The following is a 17,221-nucleotide window of genomic DNA, read 5'->3' on the forward strand; positions in this document are numbered from 1 at the left end:
TGGACGACTGCGTAAACCAATTGAAACGGTATTTTCGAGTTTAGAGCAGTTTGGGATTGAGGATTTAAGATGCAGGAATCTCTATGCTTTAAAATTTAAAGTAGAGGCCATCCTATTAACTTATTCCATATTACTTCATCAAAGCCAGATCGAAAATGGTTTCAGTCTAAAATATTCACTTGCTTACCCTTAAATCAACTAGCACAACGGGTAGATAGTGTTTTTTTGCGCTTTTTTACTGTGTTATTTTCAAATAAAAGACTATAAACGGAAGATGGCCTATCCGAAATCCTCCAAAAGTATGTGGACCATAAGGCACAGGAGGCACACCAAATTCCTGTAACGGTTTGCAGTGAGTAAACAAATATTATGAAAGCAATCTATAAAGAAAAAAACAGCTGACGTTTAGAAAATTGGCAGACAAACACCCCAACCTGACTGGGTTCAAGAGGCATTTAGGAAAAACTACATTGTCTGGATGGACAATCACGTACGTATCCTCCTATCTGGCTTGAAGCCGTCAACTTCAACAAATCTGAAGATTGTTGCAACAGGTTCAATAGGTGGAGGTTTTGCTGGATATGGAATGTACGTGCTAGGCTATCCTGGTGATTATTTAGATGTAACGAATCATCGAGTGGTATCAGAAAAACGATTTTTAAAGGAATACAAAATCATTGATAAGCAATGATTCCATAAATCGCTTGGATCTAATCAGCCAAGCGATTTATTTTTTGATCAACATTGAAGTCTGGTCTATAAATATTTGCAATTCAGATTCTGAGGCTAAACATTGGGAAAATGGTAGAAAAATAGATACCGTTATAAAAAAACAAAACCTGGCTACAATGACTTATAATTACCCAATAGAAACACAACAAAATGGAGATTTCTGTATCACGAGACAAAAGAGTTGGTTTTGCCACGAATACAAAACATTTTGAAAAAGCTAAAGCAGTCGCGAAGGCTAATGGTTTGACTATCTCTAGTGCAATGGATGTGTTTGAAAAACAAGTTGCTATTACCGGAAAAATGGCATTATTGGGAGATGAAAAAGAAATTCTATTTTTACAGGTACAAAGCCAAGTCAAACAAGCCATTGATAATTATTCAAATGGAGTAAACACATATTCTGTAGGGCACCTCGAAAAACTCCGGTTTTGCATCAAATCATGTCGTAGAAATCTTGATAAATCAATGTTCGAATTTTTAAGAGTTTAGTTTTTAGAGGTGCCCTGTAGATGAAGTAAGGGAGCGCCTTGGATTATAAAATACAATATAGCAATATGTCTCACAACACTTTAGTCGAGATAATAGAATGCATTATTCATAACTTCCATCAGAACAATCTACATTAAAAACGATTACTAATATAGTATTTTAGTTTGCTTTTAGTACAAGGCAGCGAGTCGCAGGCAGTACTATAGTACGGCAAGACGAGCTAACACAGTAATAAAAGATAAACTAAAAGAGTATATCATCACTAAAATTAGTGCTTTGGGAATATTCCCTGAGGTTGGATTTGATGCGGACGAAAACTTTCAAAAAAACTTAGACAAATTCCATAAAACAAGAGGCCTTACAATTGGAAAAGAGTATATTGCCTTGTATTTTGTCGACGATGATAAAAAGAATGTTGTCATTACCCACATTTTGTCAACCAGAAGTGATTATCTGAAACTGTTTATTTTATACTTTGATCATCAAAAGACCCTAGTAGAGCTGCATTCCACTAGGGTCTTTTGATGTAGTTTTAAAAATCTTTACATTATAAATAAGCCTACTTTATCCCATAGACCAGATTCAGTTTTTTAGCTTCATCTATCAATATCAATCACCTCATCCGCCATATCTCAAATTTCTGGGTTCTGTAAGGCAATTACAATGAATGGGGTGAACTTCTTAAGTATGAAAATAATATTTTCAATCACTTACGCTCTTGAAAATCGAACATTCTTTTGTTAGAATGATACTATCATTCGTAAATAAAGGAGAAACGACCCGTGGAACGGTTTTTTAATTTAAAAGAATACGGTACAACCGTATCAACTGAGGTCATGGCTGGGATTACAACTTTCTTTGCCATGTCTTATATTTTGTTTGTCAATCCGAGTGTGCTTAGTGTGGCAGGAATGCCAACCCAAGCAGTTTTCTTGGCAACAATCATTGCCAGTGCGGTTTCAACCTTAGTGATGGGACTATTCGCCAATGTCCCCTATGCCTTGGCACCAGGAATGGGGCTCAATGCCTTCTTTACCTACACAGTCGTGATTGGTCTCGGCTTTACTTGGCAGGAAGCCCTAGCCATGGTATTCCTCTGTGGTCTTTTTAACGTTTTCATCACTGTTACCAAGGTTCGGAAAAGCATCATCAAGGCAATTCCGGTCAGTCTCCAACATGCGATCGGTGGAGGGATTGGGGTCTTTGTAGCCTACCTTGGTTTCAAAAATTCCAATCTCATTACCTTCCTTACTTCAGCTTCAGACATTATCACTGTCAACGGAGTTGCTCCTGCTGAAGTGACTTCCGAAACCTTTGCCAATGGTGTTACTTCTGTTTTTGCAGGGGGTGGAGTTGTTCCTTCTATTTCCACTTTCACTGATGCAAGTGTCCTCTTAACTGTGTTTGGGCTGCTTTTAACAGCTGTTTTAGTCATCAAAAATGTACGTGGTGCGATTCTCATCGGGATTGTCGCAACGACCTTAGCGGGAATTCCGTTTGGAGTGGTTGATTTATCGACCATTGATTTCGCCAACAATAATTTGGGGACAGCCTTTGGAGAATTGGGAACAACCTTCTTAGCAGCTTTTGGTGGTTTTTCTTCTCTCTTTGCCGACACTAGTCGTTTGCCTTTGGTTCTGATGACCATTTTTGCCTTTAGTTTGTCAGACACCTTCGATACTCTCGGAACCTTTATTGGGACTGGTCGCAAGACTGGCATTTTCTCTGCGGAAGATGAAGAGGCTCTTGAAAACTCTACTGGCTTCAGTTCCAAAATGGATAGAGCCCTCTTTGCCGATGCCATCGGGACATCCATTGGAGCCCTCTTTGGAACTTCAAACACAACGACATTCGTTGAATCTGCAGCCGGTATCTCCGCTGGAGGACGCACAGGTCTTACGGCTGTTTCAACGGCAGTCTGCTTCCTCCTTTCGACATTCCTCCTTCCATTTATCGGAATCGTCCCAGCAGCAGCTACTGCTCCAGCCTTGATTATTGTCGGGGTAATGATGGTGTCCTCCTTCTTGGATGTTGACTGGAGCCAATTCGAAGATGCTCTTCCAGCCTTCTTCGCAGCCTTCTTTATGGCCCTCTGCTTCTCCATCTCTTACGGTATCGCAGCAGCCTTCATCTTCTACTGCTTGGTTAAGGTTTCAACTGGTAAGTCTAAAGAAATTCACCCAATTCTTTGGGGAGCAACTGGACTCTTTATTCTCAACTTTGTAATCTTGGCTTTACTATAACCCCTTTAAAACGGACTTTCGAGCGAAAGTCCGTTTTTTGCTTCTATCAATACTTCCGAAACCGTTGGTAACGGTCTTCCAGTAGTTGCTCTGTTGGTAGAGCTGATAAGTGAGCCAACTCATCCATCAACTGGGTCTTAATTAGTTGGATAATCTCACGAGAAAAGTAACCGCGTTCTGGGATGATCTTATCAATAATTCCCTGATTTTTTAAGTCGGCTGCTGTCATCTTCATCAGTTCAGCTGCTTCCATAGTTCGGCTTCCATCCTTCCACAAAATAGAAGCAAAGCCTTCTGGGCTAAGGATGGAATAGGTTGTGTTTTCCAACATCCAAACCTGATCGGCAAGGGCAAGGGCCAAAGCTCCTCCAGATCCACCTTCTCCGATGATAATGGCGATAATGGGCACCTTCAGGTCACTCATCTCCAGAAGGTTTCGGGCGATGGCTTCTCCTTGGCCACGTTCTTCAGCCCCTTTTCCTGGATAAGCACCGGCGGTATTGATGAAGGTCACAACAGGCCGCCCAAATTTTTCTGCCTGTTTCATCAGGCGGAGGGCCTTGCGATAACCTTCTGGATGGGGTTGTCCAAAATTGCGCTTCAAGTTATCATGGAAGTTCTTTCCCTTTTGAATCCCGACAACCGTTACGGCTCGTCCATCCAATTTTCCAATACCCCCAATAACTGCCGTATCATCACGGAAATTGCGGTCTCCATGTAATTCGAAAAAGTCATCAAAAATCACTTGGGCATAATCTAGGGCTGTCAACCGTCCTTGATTCCGAGCTTCTTTTAAAATATGTGCTACCTTACTGGTCATTTCCTTCCCCCATGAAAATTCAATAATTGTCCAACTGTAGCTGCTAAGTCTGTCCGTTTGACAATGGCATCCACAAAGCCATGTTCCTGAAGAAATTCCGCTTTTTGAAAATCGTCAGGGAGATTTTCACGCACAGTTGATTCAATCACACGGCGACCTGCAAAACCAATTAAGGTTTGGGGTTCCGCAAGAATAATATCCCCCTCCATGGCAAAGGATGCAGTAACACCGCCGGTTGTTGGATCGGTTAGGACTGTGAGATAGAATAATCCTGCATTGGAATGGCATTTTACTGCTGCTGAAATTTTGGCCATCTGCATAAGCGAAAGAATTCCCTCCTGCATACGGGCTCCTCCTGATGCGGTAAAAATGACCACTGGCAGTTTCTCCTGAATGGCATATTCAAAAAGACAGGTAATTTTTTCTCCGACAACCGTGCCCATGGAGGCCATGATAAAGTTGGAATCCATAATGGCAAGGGCAGTTTCTTGCCCTTGAATCTTGGCCCTACCTGTTACTACTGCCTCATCCAATCCTGTCTTTGCCTTTATAGCTGCTAATTTTTCCTGATAATTGGGGAACTTGAGAGGATCCTTTGTTGCAAAACCGGTAAACATCTCTTCAAAGGTCCCTTCATCCACCATGAGGTCTAAACGTTCTTGGGCTAAAATCCGAAAATGATAGGAGCAGGCTGGACAAATCTTAGCAGGTCCTAAATCTTTTTGGTAAATAGCCGATTTACAGGCGGGACACTTGGCAAAGAGTTCATCGGGTACTTCTGGCATCTCCCGTTCCACCTTCCGCCTAACCGAACGGTTGGGATTGATGCGGATATATTTTTCTTTTCGAGTAAATAGTCCCATCGCTTCTCCTTTCATTTTTCAATAAAAGAGTAGAGGCTGAGCAACATATATCAGCCTCTAAATTTTAGTTAGCGAAAATGCTTTGACGCAGTGTTTGATTGGTATTTTCGTTCGATTTTATTGAAAAAACATTTCATGCTCTCTTATCCAAAAACTCAGAGAGTCACTTCCTGACTCTTTGACCTCCGAAAATACCTAATCAACATTGACATGAACTTCGTTCATTTCATCTAGAAACTCTAAAGGCATTCAACATGCCTTTAGACCGGAGGTGGGAGTGAAACGGTTTGGGGAGAAACCGTTTCAGCTTACAACATGAAATAAAGACTTGTAACGAACAATTTTTCGTAAAAATTGTTCTGTCCCACTCTCCCCTAATCCTTTTCAGCATAGGCTGGCAAAAATTGTTCCATCAGAAAACTGGTATCGTAATCACCGGCAATCACGTGATCATCGGAAATAAGATCCAATTGGAAGTCAACATTGGTGACAACCCCTTCAATCTCTAGTTCATAGAGGCTTCGTTGCATCTTCATGAGTGCATCAAAACGGTTCTCACCATGAACGATGACTTTGGCGATCATGGAGTCATAATAGGGTGGGATTGTATAACCTGAATAGACCGCTGAATCCACGCGCAAACCGACACCGCCTGACGGTAAGTAAAGATCCGTAATTTTTCCAGGGCTGGGGGCAAAATTGAACTTAGGATTTTCAGCATTGATGCGACACTCTATGGCATGACCTGTAATCTGAATATCTTCTTGCTTACAGGATAATTCTTGACCAGCCGCGATACGAATTTGCTCTTTAATGATGTCGACACCGGTCACAAATTCAGTTACGGGATGCTCAACCTGAACACGGGTATTCATCTCCATAAAGTAAAACTCACCGCTTTTCTCATCGAGGAGAAATTCAATGGTTCCTGCGTTTTCGTAGTTCACGGCGCGGGCCGCCCGTACTGCCGCTTGACCGATCTTGGTCCGAAGCGTTTTTCCAATCGCAATCGAAGGCGCTTCTTCTAAAACCTTTTGATTGTTCCGCTGGAGGGAACAATCACGTTCTCCCAGGTGAATGATATTGCCAAAAGAATCCCCTAAAATCTGGACCTCGATATGGCGAGCTGGGTAAATCACTTTTTCGATATACATGGCTCCATTGCCAAAGGCAGCTTTGGCTTCTTGAGAAGCAGACTCAAAAGCAGGCGCCAAATCCTCTTGGCTCTTCACTTTTCGAATCCCTTTCCCGCCACCACCGGCCGATGCCTTGAGCATGACTGGGTAGCCCAGTCGATCTGCGATTTTCAAGGCCTCATCCGCAGTGAACACTTCGCCATCAGATCCTGGGATAACAGGAACCTTGGCTTTTATCATTTCGGAGCGGGCATTGATTTTATCACCCATCTTATCCATGACTTGGCCAGCAGGACCAATAAATGTAAGATTCATCTCCTCGCACATGGTTGCGAACTTTGAGTTTTCACTCAAAAAACCAAATCCAGGGTGAATGGCTTCTGCTTGGGTTACAATCGCTGCAGATAAGACCGCGTTCCTATCCAAATATGATTCTGTCGATTTAGCAGGCCCAATACAAACAGCCTCATCCGCCAAGGCAACATGGAGAGCTTCCTTGTCTGCTTCAGAATAAATCGCAACGGTTGCAATCCCCAACTCACGCGCCGCCCGAATAATCCGCACGGCAATTTCCCCACGATTGGCAATTAAAATTTTCTTGAACATTTTCTTCTCCTTTGGTGGAGTGTTATACTCTTTTAGTTTATCTTTTATTACTGTGTTAGCTCGCCTTGCCGTACTTCAGTACTGTCTACGACTCGCTGCCTTGTACTAAAAGTAAACTAAACGACTGTATACTTAACAATTTTCAAAATCAGAATACTCGCAGCATTTCAAAAAAAAGACGAGGAAATCCGATGATGATCGTTCAACAGGTCTAGGAGACCTGTTGAATATTACGAATAAGGCGTAGAAACACGCAATCAATCCGTTCATCAAGGAGGCTTGACAAAGTCAGATTTTGAAAAGTAATAAGGTTTAGCTACCAATGGCAAAGGTCAATACCCCCGAAGCAGCCAGCTGTCCATCAACCTCTGCCTTGGCTTCCACAACCGCAATCGTGCCACGACGTTTGATAAATTTAGCCGTCATGACCAACTGGTCTCCGGGAACCACTTGTTTTTTGAAGCGAACCTTGTCCATCCCTGCATAGAAAACCAGTTTGCCCTTGTTCTCTTCCTTAGACAGTTCCAAGACACCGGCTGTTTGCGCTAAAGCTTCCATGATGAGAACACCTGGCATAACTGGGTACTGTGGAAAATGCCCTTGGAAAAAAGGTTCGTTGATGGTGACATTTTTGAGCGCAACAATCTCATCTTCAGAGGTTTCCAGAATCCGATCCACTAAGAGAAAGGGGTAACGATGCGGCAGTGCTTCTTTGATTTGATTCAGATCCATCATTTGATGCGTACCAATCCTTTTCCAAATTCGACAACTTCTTCATTTGCAACTAAGATTTCCGTCACGACACCATCCTTGGGAGCCGGGATTTCATTCATAATTTTCATAGCCTCAACGATCAGCAAGGTCTGTCCTTTTTTAACCGTGTCTCCGACGGAGACAAAGGCTTCTTTATCTGGGGCCGGGGACAAGTAGGCTACCCCAACAAGCGGACTTTCGACCAGGTCACCTTCAACTGAAGCCTGTGACTCCTCAACAACTTCTACTGGTGGAGAGGTTACAGGCAAGGCTTCTGAGACTGTTGCTTGACCAGTTTGTACGGGATCTTTTTGCTCCACTACTGCTAGGGGAGCCTGTTCATTTTTGGAAAAACTCAGCTCATCCGTGTGGTTTTTGTAAGAAAATTCACGGAGACTGGAGCGATCAAATTGCGCCATCAAATCTTTAATTTCATTGATATTCATGCATATCCCTCCCAGCGCTTAAAGGCCAAGACAGCATTATGTCCCCCAAATCCAAATGTATTTGAAATCGCATAGTTCACTTCTGCCTCCAAGCCTTGACCATAAATGACATTTGCTTGAATGTCATCGGATAGTTCTCGTGTCCCGGCTGTCTTTGGAATAAAGCGATGTCTCATCGTTTCAATGGTTGCGATAGCCTCAACAGCACCGGCTGCTCCCAAGAGATGGCCGGTAAAGGACTTGGTCGAAGACACCGGAACCTCTGTTCCAAGAACGGCGACAATGGCCTGACTTTCCCCTTTTTCATTGGCTGGTGTCGAGGTCCCATGCGCATTGACATAATCAACATCCGACGGCTGGATCTTGGCTTCATCTAAGGCAAGCTTGATGGCCTTGGCTGCGCCAGATCCATCCGGAGTTGGCGTGGTCATATGATAGGCATCACAATTGGAACCGTAGCCAACAATCTCAGCTAAGATGGTAGCTCCTCGTTTTTGCGCGTGTTCCAGACTCTCGATGACGAGTACACCCGCACCTTCGCCCATGACAAAGCCATTCCGATCTTTGTCAAAAGGAATCGCCGAACGAGCAGGATCCTCTGTGGTCGATAGAGCTGTCAAAGCATTAAAACCACCAATCCCAATTCGGGTAATAGAAGCTTCCGAACCACCGGCTAACACCACGTCCTGATGACCATACTTGATTTCTCGAAAGGCCTCTCCAATCGCATCATTTGCGGAAGCACAAGCTGTTGTGACAGATTTACACACTCCCTGCGCCCCAATTTTGAGAGCAATATTCCCAGCTCCCATATTTGACAAGGCCTTAGGGATAAACATGGGCTTAATCCGCTTCATCCCACGCTCACTCATGCGAATAATCTGTTCTTCCAACTCCTGGAGACCACCAATCCCTGAGGAGACAATCACTCCCGTACGATTACGATCCACCTGTTCCATATCTAGACCAGCATTTTCCAATGCTTCCATGGCAGCGTAGATGGCATAGAGCGAGTACAGATCCATCCGATTGGTATCTTTTTTTACAAAATATTTATCAAAAGGAAAGTCTTGAATCTCTCCAGCATTCCGCACGTCAATCTCAGATACATCAAATTTTGTAATGGGCTTAATCCCAATTTTCCCCTCATAAAGGTTCGTCCAAAATTCTTGAGGTGTATTTCCGATTGGGGAGGTCACACCATAACCTGTTACAACCACACGCTTATTAGTCATCTTCTACCTCTTCTATTGCATCGTTAAACCGCCATCAACCGCAAGCACCTGACCTGTCAGATACTCTTGTTGGGCCAGGAAAACAGCTACATCGGCAACCTGCTCTGGCTGACCAAAGGCTTTCATCGGGATCTGTGCCATCATCGCAGTTTTCATTTTATCGGATAGTTGATCCGTCATATCGGATTCGATAAATCCAGGGGCAATCACATTCACCCGGACACCACGCGCCGCCACTTCACGAGCGACAGACTTGCTGAAGCCAATCAAACCAGCTTTAGAAGCCGCATAGTTGGCCTGGCCAGCATTCCCCATCAAACCCACGACTGAGGACAGGTTGATAATGGCACCTTGACGAGCCTTGATCATAGGCTTCAAGACTGCCTTGGTCATATTAAAACTACCGGTTAGATTAACTTTCAGAACGGATTCAAAATCTTCCTCCGTCATTTTCAAAATCAATGTATCATTGGTGATTCCTGCATTGTTAATCAGAATATCCACAGAGCCTAAAGCTTCTGTCGCTTCCGCTACCATCCGCTCTGCATCCGCTGCATCTGAGACATCCCCTGAAATCGCCACCACTTTGACACCATAGTCTGAAAACGGATTCAGTAACTCCTCTGAAATGGCTGAACGACCATTTAAAATAACATTGGCTCCTAAACTAGCAAATGTATGCGCAATCGCTAGGCCAATTCCACGCGTCGAACCTGTCACAAAAACATTTTTCTTTTGAATGTCCATTCGTTTTCCTTCCCCTTGAGCAGTGCTTCAAAGCTTTCCCTATCCTCGACCGATGTGGTGGAAAGCCCCTTATCAATTTTTTTCAAAAAACCAGATAAAACCTTACCAGGACCGATTTCGATGACCTCATCCAAGCCAAAGTCTTTCATCGCTGCAATCGAATCATAAAAACGAACCGGCTCCATAACTTGGCGAGCCAAGAGGCTCCGAATCTGATTGACCTCCATAATCTTGGCTTCTGTATTCCCAACCAAGGGAATCTTAAAGACTGAAAAGGAAATCCGCTCCAGCTCCAGCGCTAATTTCTCAGAAGCCGGTCTCAAGAGCGCCGTATGAAAGGGTCCCGAAACATTTAAGGGAATTAGGCGTTTGACCCCTTGTTCTTTCAAGAAAGAAACGGCCTCATCAACAGCTGCCACTTCTCCACCAATCACAATTTGATTTGGTGTATTGTAGTTGGCGGGACTAACAATCCCTTTAGCAGAAGCTTTTTGGCAAGCTTCTTCAATCAAAGCCGGATCGGCATTGAGAATAGCAACCATTTTTCCACTTCCAGCTGGAGCTGCAGTCTCCATATATTCTCCACGCTTGGCTACTAGAGCTACCGCATCTTCGAAAGCTAAAGCACCACTAGCCACCAAGGCCGAATACTCACCTAAAGATAAGCCGGCTACAATATCCGGCTTTATCCCATGCTCCGCCAATAGACGATAAATGGCAAGGGAGGTTACAAGAATGGCCGGTTGGGTGTAACGGGTTTGATGGAGCTTGACCTCATCCTCGTCAATCAAGGCCCGCAAATCGTAACCCAAAATCTGACTGGCTCGATCAAAAGTCTCCTTAACAATGGGATAAGTCGCGTACAAATCACTGGCCATCCCCAGAGTCTGTGACCCTTGACCTGCGAATAAAAATGCTTTTTTTGACATAGTTCTTTTCCTTTGGAGTATCTTCCTTTCGGGTACAATTTCTAGAGCAGCAGTCTCATGAAAGACTCTATGCCCAACGACTCGCTTCTCCTAAAATAACCTCGCGAGCCCCAGTCACTAGATCTTCCACGATTTCTTGACAGCTTTCTTCCTTCCGTACCAGTCCTGCAATTTGACCGGCCATCACAGAACCGTTGACAACATCGCCATCCACCACTGCATTTCTGAGAGCACCTGCCCCCAATTCTTCAATTTCATCAGCAGAACGGGTTCCTGCCAGGAACTCTTTTTCCGCATTGGCGTAAGTGGTGGTCAATTTATTTTTAAGCGAGCGGACCGAATGCCCCACAACGGATGCCGAAACAACCGTATCAATATCCTTGGCCTTCAAGACCTTATCTTTGAAATTCTGATGGGCGTTGGATTCTTTTGCGACCACAAAACGGGTTCCAACTTGAATGGATTCTGCTCCAAGCATGAAGGCTGCCGCAGCCCCATGACCATCCGCAATCCCTCCGGCAGCAATCACAGGAATGGTGACTGCATCTACAACTTGGCGAACCAAGGTCATTGTCGTCAATTTACCAATATGACCTCCGGCTTCCATCCCTTCCGCAATCACAGCGTCAGCCCCTAGCTTTTCCATCCGTTTGGCCAATGCAACTGAAGGGACAACAGGAATCACCTTGATCCCCGCCTGGTGAAAACGGTCCATGTATTTTCCTGGATTCCCGGCACCCGTTGTAACCACCTTGACCCCTTCTTCAATCACAAGGTCTACAATATCATCCGCAAAGGGAGACAGGAGCATGATATTCACCCCAAAAGGCTTATCCGTTATCGCTTTGACCTTATCGATATTTGCCTTAACAACCTCTTTAGGGGCGTTCCCCCCACCGATAATCCCTAGACCACCGGCATTGGATACAGCTCCAGCTAAATCTCCATCCGCTACCCAAGCCATTCCACCTTGGAAAACTGGGTAGGTAATCCCTAACAATTCTGTAATTTTTGTGTTCATTTTCTCTACCTTATCTGATTTCTTCTTAAAAAATACTTTGACCATTAAAGTATTTTTTAAGAAGAAAGGTTGGATCCAATCCCCATCAAAAATCAACCAAAGATTTTCAATGAGGATACCTCACAACCTCAATTCTTATATACTCGAAACCGTTCGAAATCTGGAACGAAGATTAATCCAGAAAACTGGATTGATCTTTTTTGCCGATGAGGCAAGCATAGCTTGCCACCTTTACTGATGAAGGCTGAACTATAGTTCGGCGAAGAAGATTAACACATTCAGATTTTGAAATGGAATGAGTATTATTTGGTTTTTTCCTCAACATAAGCAACCAAATCACCCACATTGCTCAAACCATCCTCTGTTTCGATCTGGATATCAAAAGCATCTTCAATTTCTGAGATTACTTGGAAGACATCCAATGAATCTGCGTCCAGTTCGTCAAATGTTGTTGTCAACGTTACTTCTTCTGCTTCTTTACCAAGCTCTTCAACGATAATTTCTTGTACTTTCTCAAATACTGCCATGATTTTTCTCCTTTAAAATAAATAAATAAATAAATAAATAAATAAATAAAATTTTTAAAACTCGAAACAGTTCGAAATCTGAAATGAATTTTAATCCAGGAATTGGATAAAAATTTATAGGTAATGAAGCAAGCATCGCTTGCAATCAATCCGATGAAGGCAGAACTAGGGGTTCGGCGAAGAGGATTAACACATTCAGATTTTGAAATGGAATGAGTATAATTACGTTAAAACGAGGATATTTCCCCACGTCAGGCCACCGCCAAAGCCTGAAAGTAAAAGCTTCTGGCTTCCATTCATGGGGATAGTCCCATTAGCCACATTTTCAGATAACAAAATAGGGATAGAGGCGGCCGAAGTATTGCCATAGTGCTGCATGTTGGCCAAAAACCTTTCCCGTGGAAGGTCAATTTTCTTAGCCATGATATCCAAAATGCGGATATTGGCTTGATGCAAGAGGAGATAATCAGGTTCCCCTGACTCCTCAATCATGACCTTCACACTCTTGGAAACCGTCTTGATGGTAAAGTCAAAGATTGCTCGGCCATCCATTTTCAAGTAAGGATTCACATCTGTTCCCTGGTAAAAGGGATTAGCCACAGTCGTCATGCCAGACTCTAGACCAGTTTTACTTCCGTCAGTATAGAGTTTTTCCGCTAGAAAATGCTCTGTCTCTGACCGTTCAAGCAAAACACCACCGGCACCATCACCGAAGAGGACTGCTGTTCGGCGATCTGTCCAATCAAGCGCCTTGGAAAATACCTCAGCGCCAATGACCAGACCTTTCTGAGAGGTTCCTGATTTGATGAACTTCTCAGCGGTTGCGAGGGCAAATACAAATCCTGAACAAGCTGCTGCTAGGTCAAAAGCAAAGGCATTTACCGCACCAAGAGCAGCTTGCACACGCGCTGCGGTTGAAGGCATATTCGAATCAGGTGTGATGGTTGCGACCAAGATAAAGTCTAACTCCTCCGCCGCATAACCCGACTTTGCCAACAAGTCTCGGGCTACTTCAATCGCCAAGTCACTCGTCTGTTGCCCTGTAGAGATACGACGACTTCTAATGCCCGTCCGACTGCTAATCCACTCATCCGAAGTATCCATGATTTTCGATAAATCCTCGTTGGTGACAATTTTTTCAGGAACATAGTGAGCAACGTGACTGATTTTTGCAAAAGCCATTTATTTAAGCTCCTCTAAGAATTGATGAAGTTTTTCCAATCCCCGTTGCATGACTTCCAACTCTGCTGGATCCATCCCGTCGGTAATACTGGTGACCATGGCACGATGGAAGCGTCTATGCAAGCGGTAAATCAATCGTCCTTTCTTGGTTAAGCCAAGATGAACCACACGACGATCAATGGTAGAACGTGTTCTCACAATATAACCCTTGGCCTCGAGCTTGTTCAGACTGGTGGTCACAGTCCCCAAAGTCACCATGAGGGTTTGGGCAATCTCGCTTGGAGTCACATCAGGTCTCTTACCAATCTCATCAATGGTGTGCATTTCCTTAATGGATATGTCCTTAAAACGACTCGTTTTTAAACTATTTTCCTCAATAATCAAAACATTATTAAAAATATCAACCAAGTAGTCATTGATTTGTTGATAATCCATGATGGACCTCCTGCAAGTGTTTGATTATCAAAGTTGCTAAAACTTTGATAATCAAACTATAACAGATAACAAAACATCTTGCAAGGTTTTATTGTGAAATAATTTGATTTTAAAACTATTTGCCTAAAAATTTGGGACGGCGTTGCTCTGAATGAGCCCTCACACCCTCCTTGAAATCCTCCGTAAATGCCAATTCCTTCTGCAAGGATAGTTCTAGTTTGGCATAGTTTTCCCAGGCGGAAAATTCACTTTCCCAGACCATGCTCTTGATGGCTCGGTAGGTATTCTTGGAGCCCCGAGCTAGCTTTTTCAAAAGCTGATCGGCTACTTTGGTTACTTTCTCACTCTCACAAACTTTATAGACAAAGCCCCAGTCCAGAGCTTTCTCTGCAGAGACTGCTTCTCCTGTCATGGTAATTTGTGTCGCTCGATTGATGCCAATAGAGCGGGTTAAGAGAAACAAGCCTCCTGCATCTGGGGCTAGACCAACTCCCACAAAAGCTTGGATGAACTTGGATTTTTCAGATGCGATACAGAAATCTGAAGCCAAGACCATGTTAAAAGCTGCACCGGCAACCGGACCGTCCACCAGCATGATAACAGGAATCCCTAATTTTTTTAAGGCCAAAGAAATTTCGTTTACCTGTTCTGCGATGCGAACCAGGGAATCGACATCGTCCTTATCGACAGCTTCCTTCATTTGAACCAAATCACCACCAACAGAAAAAACTTTTCCAGCCGCCTGAATGACCAGCACTCGCAAGGATTCATCGCTTGCGACATCCGCTAAGGCTGCTAAGATACTGTCACACATGGGGACGTTAAAGCCATTTGCCACTTCTGGTCGGTTTAGCGTCAATCTTGCAAGCCCATCCGTTTTTTCCATCAGAATTCCATAATATGCCATAAAACCCCTTTCCTTTTATTCTTAAATGGTTTGATTATCAAACCTTATTAGACACTTTACCACAAGTTGAACAATTTCTCAATAATTTTTACAATTTTTTTAGTTTTACCCTATAAATTATTTGAAGTGTAAAATAATTGAGAGACTGCTTCCAAAAAGGCGAAAAAAGACTGGGCAAAACTTCCAGCCTTAAAACTTTGATTAGTGAAAACTCTTTGACGCAGTGGTTGATTCGGTCAAACAGCTAAAAGGCTGTTTGAGGTGCAGATAGGATTTGCGAAGCAAATAACAATTATTCATACTCGAAACAGTTCGAAATCTGAAAAGGCAATCCGATGAAGACAGAACTTAAAGTTCGGCAAAGAGGATTAACACATTCAGATTTTGAAATGTAATGAGTATCACTTTTATTGAGAGAACATTTCATGTTCTCTTATCAAGAAGCTCAAAGAGTCATCTCATGACTCTTTGAGTCCAGAAAACAACCTAATCAACATTGTCATGAACTTCGTTCATTTCATCTAGAAACTCTAAAGGCATTCAACATGCCTTTAGACCGGAGGTGGGATTCAAACAGTCTGAGGAGAGACTGTTTGAACCCGAGCCTAACAATAAAAGAGCGAGGTCGGTTTGGGGAGAAACCGTTTCAGCTTACAACTTGAAATAAAGACTTGTAACGAACAATTTTTTTGCAAAAATTGTTCTGTCCCACTCTCTGTTATCTCACCACTTGGTTAAACTAATTTCCCCGCTGGAAAGCTTCTGTATTCCTGTGCTGGTTTCAACAAGAAGCTCCCCAGTTTTTAAAATATCGACTGCGGTAGCCGTCAGTTTTTGTCCTTGAAATTGGTAACAAATCTCACGACCTAGAACTAGAGAGTGTTTTTTGTAAAGATCAAAAAGATCTCCTGATTTACTGGTCAAAAAGATTCGCCAGATTTCCGCGATTAGCTCATTTCTGTTTATCTGGGGCTGACTGGTAAAAAGCGAGCCTGCCTTGTCTTCCAGGTCCTTTGGAAATTCTGGTATACAGAAATTGATGCCCACTCCGATGATGATATGGGCCACGGTTCCAGTCTCAACATCTGAGACAGCCTCTGTCAAAATACCGGCAATCTTCTTCTTGCCAAGATAAATATCATTGACCCATTTGATGTTGGTGTCTATCCCTGTCAGATTGTGGATTGCCTTGACAATACTAGCCGCAATCAAGAGGGTATAACTTGGAAGTTGGTCAAAAGGTAGCTGTGGCTCCAGATGGAGGCTCATGTAAATCCCTCCCCTTTCAGGCGCAAAAAAGGAACGGGAGAATCGCCCACGTGCTGCTGTTTGACTCGGAGCCAGGTAAAGTGCGGGACTTGGATTTCCAGCATCAATCCCCTGCTTGGCATCCAGTTGTGTTGAGGAACTGGTTGAATTGTGATAGACAGCTAGCCCTGTTTGTTCCGCAATGGCTTCTGGTAGTAGAAGATCCCCAGCTACCAAACGGTAACCCCTATTCTTCAAACTGTCAATCACAACTCCTTGCTTTTCTAACTGTTTGATAGCCTTCCAAATGGCTGCGCGTGACACTCGGAGTTGTTCCGCTAGCGCTTCACCACTCACAAAATCTGTGACAGTCGAGAGTTCTTGGAAAATTTTTTCATAAGTTTTCATAATTATAGTTCCCCATTAGAAAGACGAAAGGCCATCAGACTTGCGACAGACGCTTTTAAGAGATCTCCGGGAATGAAGACCAAATTGGAAATCAGGGATTGACTAAGAGGCATATTCGTTACATGGGATAGCCAAATCGAACCTAGAAGATCCACAAAAAGAACCCCAATCAGAATCGTGACTAAGAAAAGGATTGGAAAAGTGACTCGCTCAATCCTTGAGAGAATCAGTCCCATGAAGAAGGGAACCAAAGCCCAGGCCAAAAGATACCCCGCAGTCGGACCAGCTAGTGCCGTCAAAGTCGTTGATTTCCCTGAAAAAACGGGAATCACCAAACCAAGCAGGAAAAAAAGCAACATGGTAAAAGCAATGTCATTAAGTTAAGGATTTCGAAAGCTCCTAAATCGAGCTTTCGAAATCTTTTTTTGCTATACTTAGGCTCAAGGAGGTGGATAGAATGCCAAATCAAGTAAAGAAGCAACTACGAAATAGTA

Annotated in this window: 18 protein-coding genes and 2 pseudogenes; 5 read left to right on the forward strand and 15 right to left on the reverse strand. The window is 43.4% G+C overall.

From position 1 onward, the window contains the following. The 5 genes and pseudogenes from I1A59_RS09540 to I1A59_RS07720 form a co-directional block, all read left to right on the forward strand. Nucleotides 1-193, forward strand: a pseudogene (locus I1A59_RS09540) (IS982 family transposase); the annotation flags it as partial. 219 nt (nt 194-412) lie between these two features. Then, entirely contained in the window at nt 413-691 is a 279-nt protein-coding gene (locus I1A59_RS07705; RefSeq protein WP_348769637.1) for a role in replication, read from the forward strand. 191 nt (nt 692-882) lie between these two features. Beyond that, a complete protein-coding gene (locus tag I1A59_RS07710) occupies nt 883-1,221 on the forward strand; it encodes a hypothetical protein (RefSeq protein ID WP_196092203.1) in 339 nt (112 codons plus the stop codon). A 207-nt stretch (nt 1,222-1,428) separates the two neighbouring features. Continuing rightward, nucleotides 1,429-1,746: pseudogene (locus I1A59_RS07715) on the forward strand (type II toxin-antitoxin system RelE/ParE family toxin); the annotation flags it as partial. 257 nt (nt 1,747-2,003) lie between these two features. After that, nucleotides 2,004-3,464 carry an NCS2 family permease gene (locus I1A59_RS07720; protein ID WP_196092204.1) on the forward strand — a complete coding sequence of 487 codons (1,461 nt, stop codon included), beginning with the start codon at nt 2,004-2,006 and terminating at the stop codon, nt 3,462-3,464. 46 nt (nt 3,465-3,510) lie between these two features. Here the strand turns inward: I1A59_RS07720 and I1A59_RS07725 are convergent, their stop codons facing one another. From I1A59_RS07725 to I1A59_RS07795, 15 genes are all read right to left on the reverse strand, one after another. Then, the gene (locus I1A59_RS07725; protein WP_196092205.1) at nt 3,511-4,284 is read right to left on the reverse strand and encodes an acetyl-CoA carboxylase carboxyl transferase subunit alpha; all 774 of its coding nucleotides are present in this window, start codon (nt 4,282-4,284) and stop codon (nt 3,511-3,513) included. Next, nucleotides 4,281-5,147: an acetyl-CoA carboxylase, carboxyltransferase subunit beta gene (accD, locus tag I1A59_RS07730; protein ID WP_196092206.1), complete on the reverse strand. Its 867-nt coding sequence runs from the start codon at nt 5,145-5,147 to the stop codon at nt 4,281-4,283. Before accD ends, I1A59_RS07725 begins: the two co-directional genes overlap by 4 nt. Before the next feature lie 374 nt (nt 5,148-5,521). Continuing rightward, nucleotides 5,522-6,889: an acetyl-CoA carboxylase biotin carboxylase subunit gene (locus I1A59_RS07735; protein ID WP_196092207.1), complete on the reverse strand. Its 1,368-nt coding sequence runs from the start codon at nt 6,887-6,889 to the stop codon at nt 5,522-5,524. A gap of 312 nt (nt 6,890-7,201) precedes the next feature. Beyond that, entirely contained in the window at nt 7,202-7,624 is a 423-nt protein-coding gene (gene fabZ, locus I1A59_RS07740) for a 3-hydroxyacyl-ACP dehydratase FabZ (RefSeq protein WP_196092208.1), read from the reverse strand. Next, the gene (gene accB, locus I1A59_RS07745) at nt 7,621-8,088 is read right to left on the reverse strand and encodes an acetyl-CoA carboxylase biotin carboxyl carrier protein (RefSeq protein ID WP_196092209.1); all 468 of its coding nucleotides are present in this window, start codon (nt 8,086-8,088) and stop codon (nt 7,621-7,623) included. The genes fabZ and accB overlap by 4 nt, the downstream gene beginning before the upstream one ends. Then, entirely contained in the window at nt 8,085-9,323 is a 1,239-nt protein-coding gene (gene fabF / locus I1A59_RS07750) for a beta-ketoacyl-ACP synthase II (protein ID WP_196092210.1), read from the reverse strand. The genes accB and fabF overlap by 4 nt, the downstream gene beginning before the upstream one ends. Nucleotides 9,324-9,335: 12 nt before the next feature. Then, nucleotides 9,336-10,070, reverse strand: a complete 735-nt coding sequence (gene fabG / locus I1A59_RS07755; protein ID WP_196092211.1) for a 3-oxoacyl-[acyl-carrier-protein] reductase — start codon at nt 10,068-10,070, stop codon at nt 9,336-9,338. After that, on the reverse strand, nt 10,040-10,999 hold the full coding sequence (gene fabD, locus I1A59_RS07760) for an ACP S-malonyltransferase (RefSeq protein WP_196092212.1): 960 nt from the start codon (nt 10,997-10,999) through the stop codon (nt 10,040-10,042). Before fabD ends, fabG begins: the two co-directional genes overlap by 31 nt. Before the next feature lie 67 nt (nt 11,000-11,066). Next, entirely contained in the window at nt 11,067-12,020 is a 954-nt protein-coding gene (gene fabK / locus I1A59_RS07765) for an enoyl-[acyl-carrier-protein] reductase FabK (RefSeq protein WP_196092213.1), read from the reverse strand. A 302-nt stretch (nt 12,021-12,322) separates the two neighbouring features. Continuing rightward, a complete protein-coding gene (locus I1A59_RS07770) occupies nt 12,323-12,547 on the reverse strand; it encodes an acyl carrier protein (protein WP_196092214.1) in 225 nt (74 codons plus the stop codon). A gap of 222 nt (nt 12,548-12,769) precedes the next feature. Next, nucleotides 12,770-13,729 carry a beta-ketoacyl-ACP synthase III gene (locus tag I1A59_RS07775; protein ID WP_196092215.1) on the reverse strand — a complete coding sequence of 320 codons (960 nt, stop codon included), beginning with the start codon at nt 13,727-13,729 and terminating at the stop codon, nt 12,770-12,772. Further along, complete coding sequence (locus I1A59_RS07780; protein WP_196092216.1) at nt 13,730-14,164, reverse strand: MarR family transcriptional regulator; 435 nt, start codon at nt 14,162-14,164, stop codon at nt 13,730-13,732. Nucleotides 14,165-14,279: 115 nt separating this feature from the next. Beyond that, complete coding sequence (locus I1A59_RS07785; RefSeq protein ID WP_196092217.1) at nt 14,280-15,071, reverse strand: enoyl-CoA hydratase; 792 nt, start codon at nt 15,069-15,071, stop codon at nt 14,280-14,282. A gap of 723 nt (nt 15,072-15,794) precedes the next feature. Continuing rightward, on the reverse strand, nt 15,795-16,727 hold the full coding sequence (gene birA, locus I1A59_RS07790) for a bifunctional biotin--[acetyl-CoA-carboxylase] ligase/biotin operon repressor BirA (protein WP_196092218.1): 933 nt from the start codon (nt 16,725-16,727) through the stop codon (nt 15,795-15,797). A 2-nt stretch (nt 16,728-16,729) separates the two neighbouring features. Continuing rightward, nucleotides 16,730-17,086, reverse strand: coding sequence for a biotin transporter BioY (locus tag I1A59_RS07795; RefSeq protein WP_196092219.1), 357 nt, complete (start codon nt 17,084-17,086; stop codon nt 16,730-16,732). Between the last annotated feature and the right edge of the window lie 135 nt (nt 17,087-17,221).

It is taken from the genome of Streptococcus sp. NLN76, from assembly GCF_015686645.1.
Taxonomy (GTDB): Bacteria; Bacillota; Bacilli; order Lactobacillales; family Streptococcaceae; genus Streptococcus.

Excerpts from the sequence above, each read along its gene's own strand:
- I1A59_RS07770 (WP_196092214.1), bottom strand. The coding sequence starts at position 12,547 with ATGGCAGTATTTGAGAAAGTACAAGAAATTATCGTTGAAGAGCTTGGT.
- fabK (WP_196092213.1), bottom strand. The coding sequence starts at position 12,020 with ATGAACACAAAAATTACAGAATTGTTAGGGATTACCTACCCAGTTTTC.
- I1A59_RS07735 (WP_196092207.1), bottom strand. The coding sequence starts at position 6,889 with ATGTTCAAGAAAATTTTAATTGCCAATCGTGGGGAAATTGCCGTGCGG.
- I1A59_RS07710 (WP_196092203.1), top strand. The coding sequence starts at position 883 with ATGGAGATTTCTGTATCACGAGACAAAAGAGTTGGTTTTGCCACGAAT.
- fabG (WP_196092211.1), bottom strand. The coding sequence starts at position 10,070 with ATGGACATTCAAAAGAAAAATGTTTTTGTGACAGGTTCGACGCGTGGA.
- I1A59_RS07795 (WP_196092219.1), bottom strand. The coding sequence starts at position 17,086 with ATGTTGCTTTTTTTCCTGCTTGGTTTGGTGATTCCCGTTTTTTCAGGG.
- I1A59_RS07725 (WP_196092205.1), bottom strand. The coding sequence starts at position 4,284 with ATGACCAGTAAGGTAGCACATATTTTAAAAGAAGCTCGGAATCAAGGA.
- birA (WP_196092218.1), bottom strand. The coding sequence starts at position 16,727 with ATGAAAACTTATGAAAAAATTTTCCAAGAACTCTCGACTGTCACAGAT.
- fabZ (WP_196092208.1), bottom strand. The coding sequence starts at position 7,624 with ATGATGGATCTGAATCAAATCAAAGAAGCACTGCCGCATCGTTACCCC.
- I1A59_RS07775 (WP_196092215.1), bottom strand. The coding sequence starts at position 13,729 with ATGGCTTTTGCAAAAATCAGTCACGTTGCTCACTATGTTCCTGAAAAA.
- accD (WP_196092206.1), bottom strand. The coding sequence starts at position 5,147 with ATGGGACTATTTACTCGAAAAGAAAAATATATCCGCATCAATCCCAAC.
- fabF (WP_196092210.1), bottom strand. The coding sequence starts at position 9,323 with ATGACTAATAAGCGTGTGGTTGTAACAGGTTATGGTGTGACCTCCCCA.
- I1A59_RS07785 (WP_196092217.1), bottom strand. The coding sequence starts at position 15,071 with ATGGCATATTATGGAATTCTGATGGAAAAAACGGATGGGCTTGCAAGA.
- accB (WP_196092209.1), bottom strand. The coding sequence starts at position 8,088 with ATGAATATCAATGAAATTAAAGATTTGATGGCGCAATTTGATCGCTCC.
- fabD (WP_196092212.1), bottom strand. The coding sequence starts at position 10,999 with ATGTCAAAAAAAGCATTTTTATTCGCAGGTCAAGGGTCACAGACTCTG.
- I1A59_RS07780 (WP_196092216.1), bottom strand. The coding sequence starts at position 14,164 with ATGGATTATCAACAAATCAATGACTACTTGGTTGATATTTTTAATAAT.